This window comes from Streptomyces sp. NPDC007162 (genome assembly GCF_040634175.1).
GTDB lineage: Bacteria > Actinomycetota > Actinomycetes > Streptomycetales > Streptomycetaceae > Streptomyces.
The window spans coordinates 1-5,176 of sequence record NZ_JBEYFC010000573.1; the positions used below are offsets into that span (position 1 = coordinate 1).

Below are 5,176 nucleotides of genomic sequence, written 5' to 3' on the forward strand. Positions count from 1 at the left end.
GGTCAGCCGAAGGCCGCCTGCACGTAGGGCAGTTACCGACGCGAGTGATCAAGTACGACGACCTGTTCGAGGCCCGAGGTTAAAGATCAAGCTAGGACAGGCCGTCCGCCACGACGGCGAGGGCCGAGCGCATGGTCTCCATGAGTTCGGCCTCCGCCGCGGCGGGGTCGGCCGTCCCGTCGGCCACGCGCCACGCGTGGTGTTCGACGGCCGCGCGCAGGGCCGCGTTGAACATGGCGGCCTGGATGGCGGGCCGCAGATCGTCGGCGGGCAGCCCGGCGCGCGCGGCGAGGGCCCGGGCGAACGCCGGTTCGGCCTCGTCGTAGGTCTGGAGCCATTCCGCACGCAGGCCCGGTTCGGTCCGGGTCAGCCGGACGAGGGCGCCGACGGTGGCCCGGTCGGGGCCCCGCACCAGCCGGTTGTCGCCGGCTACGGCGTCCTCGAAGGCCTCCGTCAGCGGGCGGCCGGGCCGCCAGGCACGCAGACCGCCGGCGACCACCTCGATTCCGGCCGCGAACAGCGGCCGTACACAGGCCTCCTTGCTCGGGAAGTAGCGCCACACCGTGCGCGCCGAGACCCCGACCGCCTGGCCGATCTGCTCGCCCGTGGTCGCGGTCACGCCCTGGGCGACGAACAGGTCCACCGCGGCGCGCGCGATCTCCAGTCTGATCTCGGCCTTGCGCTCCTCGGTCAGGGGCGGCCGTCCGGTGCGTCCCCCTGCTGTGGTCATCCGCCCCTCCGGTTCCGGTGCCTGGTCCCCGGAATTCTCTCCGAGGAACCGGGGCGGCGGAAGTTTTCGGCCAGGTCGCCGACCTGCACGCGAGGGGACGTGCTGGTGAACAACGCCGGGATCATGGACGCGTGTCGGCCCTGGCGGACGTCGGCGACGCGGAGTGGGAGCGGGTGATGCGGGTCAACGCGATCGCGCCGGGCGGCAACGCGGGCCGGGTCTCCGAGCCCGACGCCGGGCACATCGGGCGGGAGGTGCGGACGCCGCGGCCGCTCAGCTTCCGTCGGTGAACTGTGCGGCCAGGCGCTCCCCCTGCGCCTGCACTGTCTCGCGGTTCTCGATGGGACTGACCTTCGAGTCCCGGAAGACGATGTACGTCACGCCGGAGGGGACCCCGCCGGACCGCGGGTCGGCGTCCATGTCCAGTGCCTTGGCGGTGGCGTACGACGCCTCACCGATGATGTCGCGCGGTCCCGTGTCGCCGACGACGGCGTACTGGACCCGTCCCTTGTAGATCACCGCGGCGACCGCCCCGCCCCGGATGCCGTACGCCCGGGGGTCCCACCGGCGGCTGGGGCCGGGTACCACGACGTAGGGCAGTTTCTCCGCGTTCAGATGGCGGCCGTCGGACTGCTGGAAGGCGGTGGCGGCGGTGAACGCGGGATCGGCGGCGCGGTTGCAGTGGGCGGTGGCCCGGCCGTCGCAGTCGATGTCGAGATCGGCCTTCCAGAAGACGACCCGGTCGGTGCCGCACACGGGGACGGTGGCGGCGGTATCCGCGTCGGTACGGTAGCGGCCCCTGGACACCTGGGTGCAGTCGTGCACCCGGGCCAGCAGATCGGTGGCGGTGATCCGGTGCCGGTCGCCGTGGGCGGTGAGCGAGGCGGCGGGGGTGGGCAGCGTGGTCGGGGTGAGCAGGGCGGCGCCGGCCGCGGCCAGCGTCAGCGTCTGGACACGCACGATGAGGGACCCTCTCCGTGGGGGACATGGAGTCAACCGGACCAATCTGAGGGGGTCCCGGCGCTCGGGCCAGCAGGTTCGGGCCTTACAGGGCCGGACGGAGCAATGAACTGACACCCCGTGAGACTCCGTCGGGGGCCGGGGTCCTGAACCGGTGTCGGTTCAGGCGGCCCCGGCCGCCCGCGTCGGCGCGGGATCAGCGACGACAGCGTTCCGCGCGACAGGCGCGAACTCACCTGCTTACTCGGGGAGTTCGGCCGCAGTGTGTTCAGCATACGTAATACCTCACGGCCGTGAGCAATACGGGCCTCTTGCCGTCGGCATCCCGGGCGGAGCATATTGGTCCGGACCATTGCCGTGCTGCCGTCCCGGGAGGCGGAACCGTGCGCCGTGTCGTCGTCGTGGTCTGCGCCCTGCTGTCGGCGACGTCCTGCGGCCGGGGCGGGGCCCCCGACGGTGACAGCGGCAGGCTGCCCGGCGCCCCGGACGGGATCACCGCGGTGGCCGGCAGCGCCACCAGCGTGCACGTCATGTGGAACGCGCTCCCGGACGGTTCGGGGGTCCGCGCCTACCGGGTGTACCGCGGCGCGACCGAGGTGGCGGAGGTACCCGGGTCGCAGCACATGGTGGACGTCACCAGGCTCAGGCCGTCCACCGGCTACGTGTTCAGGGTGCGGGCCCGGGGCGCCGACGGCAGCCTCGGCCCGCGCAGCCGCGAGGTGCGGGCGACCACCCCGGCGACGGCCGCGGCGGACCGGTCGGCGCCGACCCGCCCGGCACGACCGGACGGGCGCGCCGTGGGCAGCCGTGCGGCGCAGCTGTCCTGGGGTGCCTCGACGGACGACCGGGCGGTGACGTCGTACGACGTCTACCAGGGCGATGCGAAGATCCACAGTGTGGGCGGGAACCAGACCGCGACCGTGGTCACGGGACTGCGTCCCGGCACGCGCTATGTGTTCACCGTCCGGGCCCGGGACGCGGCCGACAATGTCTCGCCCGCGAGCGCGGCGGTGCGCCTGACCACACCGGGCGGCGACGACAGCCGGGAGACCGCGCCGACCGGGTGCACCGCCGGGACACACGAGGAGGGCGGGGCGTACTACCTCGATCTGGCCTGGGATCCGCCGCACGTCGACGGGGTGGTCACGGAGTACCAGGTACGTCTGGACGCCGGGACGACCACCTCGCTGGTGTGGGGCGCGGCCCCGCCGAAGGGCCGCTCGACCTACAGCTTCTACGTGGGGCGGGAGCACGGGGTCGGGCACCGGGTGCGGCTGCGGGCGCGGCTGCCGGACGGCACCTGGGGCGGCTGGTCGGCGGTGCGGTCGGTGACGACGGGGGCCTGACCCGCACCCCGGTCTGGGCCGGACGGATGAAGAGATCACCCGACCGGGCGCCTGCGCGTGCGGGGCGGACCGGGGCGGCTTTCGCTGAGTCCGAGGCAGCACGGGAGTTTCCCGACCCTCGGCGGCGCACAGGGACGTTCCGCCAACCGTGCCGCCGGAGGGCAGCCCATGCGCACTACCCGACTTCTCCTCCGCTCCGGCCTGACCCTGGCGGCCGCCGCCGCGCTCCCGGCCTGGCTCGCGGGTCCGTCCGCCGCCGTCTCGGGCATCTCGGTGAGCACCAGCGGCACCACGGTCTCGGTGGTCACCAGCGCCTGTACCCAGAACAACGGCAGCTGGGGCAACGCCTCGCTGCTCAGCAGCAGTCAGAGCTCCTTCGCCCAGGGGCGCCAGGCGGCCCTGGCGGGCACCACGGTGAGCCAGTCGGCCGCCTGGTCGGGCGTGTCGCCGGGCACCTACACGGTGGTCGTCGTCTGCTCCAACGGCGGTACGGCGGGCAACCAGTCGGTGATCGTCTCGGCCCCCGCCGCGCCCACGACCTCCTCCACCACCAGGTCGGCCGCGCCCCCCCGGGGCGTGATGGGCGGTCTGGGCGGCGCCGCGCGCGACTACGGCCCGCTGACGCTGGGCATCGGAGCGGCGCTGGTCGGCTCGGGTGTCATCGCCACGGGCTGGTACCTGCGCAAGCGCTCGAAGCCGTACCGGCTCTGACGCGGCTCAGCGGTCGGGGAGTTCGCCGAACTCCCCGACCGCGCGGGCGAGCCACTGCGTCCAGAAGGTCTCCAGGTCGATGCCGGCCCGCAGCACCAGGTGCCGCAGCCGGTCCTCCGGGGTGTCCTTGCCCGGTGGGAAGTCGCGCCGCTCGATCTCCTCGTACTCGGCCAACTGCCGCTGGTGCAACGCCAGATGACGGCGCAGGTCGGTTTCGAGGCCGGCCGTGCCGACCACCGCCGCCGCGCGCAGGCGCAGCAGCATGACGTCCCGGACCGGCTTGGGGTCCTGGGCCGCTGCGGTCCACCGGGCCAGTTCGGCGCGGCCCGCGGGCAGGACCTCGTAGCTCTTCTTCTGCCCGCGGGCCGGCTGCTCGGCCGGCAGGGTGCGGATGTGGCCCTCGGCCTCCAGTTTTCCCAGTTCGCGATAGATCTGCTGGTGCGTGGCCGACCAGAAGTACCCGATCGACTTGTCGAACCTGCGGGTCAGCTCAAGCCCCGACGACGGCTTTTCGAGCAGGGCGGTGAGGATCGCGTGCGGGAGTGACATGGGCTCATCCTAGGGACGGGTCTACAGGGCGGCCGCCAGCTCCGTGCCCTGCTTGACGGCCCGCTTGGCGTCCAGTTCGGCGGCGACGTCGGCACCGCCGATGAGGTGCGCCCCGACGCCCGCGGCGACCAGCTCCTCGTAGAGGTCGCGGCGCGGTTCCTGCCCGGTGCAGAGCACGACGGTGTCGACCTCCAGGACGGTGCGCTCCCCGGCCACGGTGACATGCAGGCCGGCGTCGTCGATCAGGTCGTACTGCACGCCCGGGACCATGGTGACGCCCCGGTGCTTGAGTTCGGTGCGGTGGATCCAGCCGGTGGTCTTGCCGAGGCCCGCGCCGACCTTGTCGGCCTTGCGCTGGAGCAGGTGGACGGTGCGCGGCGGCGCGGGGCGCTCAGGCACGGCGAGACCACCGGGCTCCCGGTACTCCATGTCGACGCCCCAGAGCCTGAAGTACGTCGCCGGGTCCTCGCTCGCCTTGTCGCCGCCGTCGGTCAGGTACTCCGCGACGTCGAAGCCGATGCCGCCGGCGCCGAGGATCGCGACCCGGTCGCCGACGGGGGCGCCGTCGCGCAGCACGTCGAGGTAGCCGACGACCTTGGGGTGGTCGACGCCGGGGATGTCGGGGGTGCGCGGGCGGACGCCGGTGGCGATCACGACCTCGTCGTAGCCGGTGACGTCCTCGGGTTCGACGGTGGTGTTCAGGCGTACGTCGACGCCGTGGGCGTCGAGCTGGTGGCGGAAGTAGCGCAGGGTCTCGTCGAACTCCTGCTTGCCCGGGACCCTGCGGCGGCCCAGTTCAGCGGGTGAGGTCATGAGCCGACGTGAAGGCCGAAGCCGTAGCCGAAGTAGGTCACCGCGCTGTGGCGGGGCGGGCCGTCCG

General features: G+C 73.3%; 5 protein-coding genes and 2 pseudogenes. 3 read left to right on the forward strand and 4 right to left on the reverse strand.

What is annotated here, in order from left to right; translation table 11 throughout:
* Nucleotides 1-91 precede the first annotated feature (91 nt).
* Nucleotides 92-730, reverse strand: a complete 639-nt coding sequence (locus tag ABZ646_RS39470) for a helix-turn-helix domain-containing protein (protein ID WP_360530421.1) — start codon at nucleotides 728-730, stop codon at nucleotides 92-94.
* A gap of 93 nt (nucleotides 731-823) precedes the next feature.
* Here ABZ646_RS39470 and ABZ646_RS39475 point away from each other — a divergent pair.
* A pseudogene (locus tag ABZ646_RS39475) lies at nucleotides 824-946 on the forward strand (SDR family NAD(P)-dependent oxidoreductase); the annotation flags it as partial.
* Nucleotides 947-1,003: 57 nt separating this feature from the next.
* On the opposite strand, the gene ABZ646_RS39480 reads toward ABZ646_RS39475, so the two are convergent.
* On the reverse strand, nucleotides 1,004-1,690 hold the full coding sequence (locus ABZ646_RS39480; protein ID WP_360530424.1) for a glycoside hydrolase family 75 protein: 687 nt from the start codon (nucleotides 1,688-1,690) through the stop codon (nucleotides 1,004-1,006).
* 383 nt (nucleotides 1,691-2,073) lie between these two features.
* Here ABZ646_RS39480 and ABZ646_RS39485 point away from each other — a divergent pair, with 383 nt between their 5' ends.
* Complete coding sequence (locus tag ABZ646_RS39485; protein ID WP_360530427.1) at nucleotides 2,074-3,036, forward strand: fibronectin type III domain-containing protein; 963 nt, start codon at nucleotides 2,074-2,076, stop codon at nucleotides 3,034-3,036.
* Nucleotides 3,037-3,204: 168 nt separating this feature from the next.
* On the forward strand, nucleotides 3,205-3,747 hold the full coding sequence (locus ABZ646_RS39490; RefSeq protein WP_360530430.1) for a hypothetical protein: 543 nt from the start codon (nucleotides 3,205-3,207) through the stop codon (nucleotides 3,745-3,747).
* Between the two features lie 6 nt (nucleotides 3,748-3,753).
* Here the strand turns inward: ABZ646_RS39490 and ABZ646_RS39495 are convergent, their stop codons facing one another.
* Nucleotides 3,754-4,296 carry a PadR family transcriptional regulator gene (locus tag ABZ646_RS39495; protein ID WP_360530433.1) on the reverse strand — a complete coding sequence of 181 codons (543 nt, stop codon included), beginning with the start codon at nucleotides 4,294-4,296 and terminating at the stop codon, nucleotides 3,754-3,756.
* A gap of 21 nt (nucleotides 4,297-4,317) precedes the next feature.
* Nucleotides 4,318-5,082: pseudogene (locus ABZ646_RS39500) on the reverse strand (FAD-dependent oxidoreductase); the annotation flags it as partial.
* Between the last annotated feature and the right edge of the window lie 94 nt (nucleotides 5,083-5,176).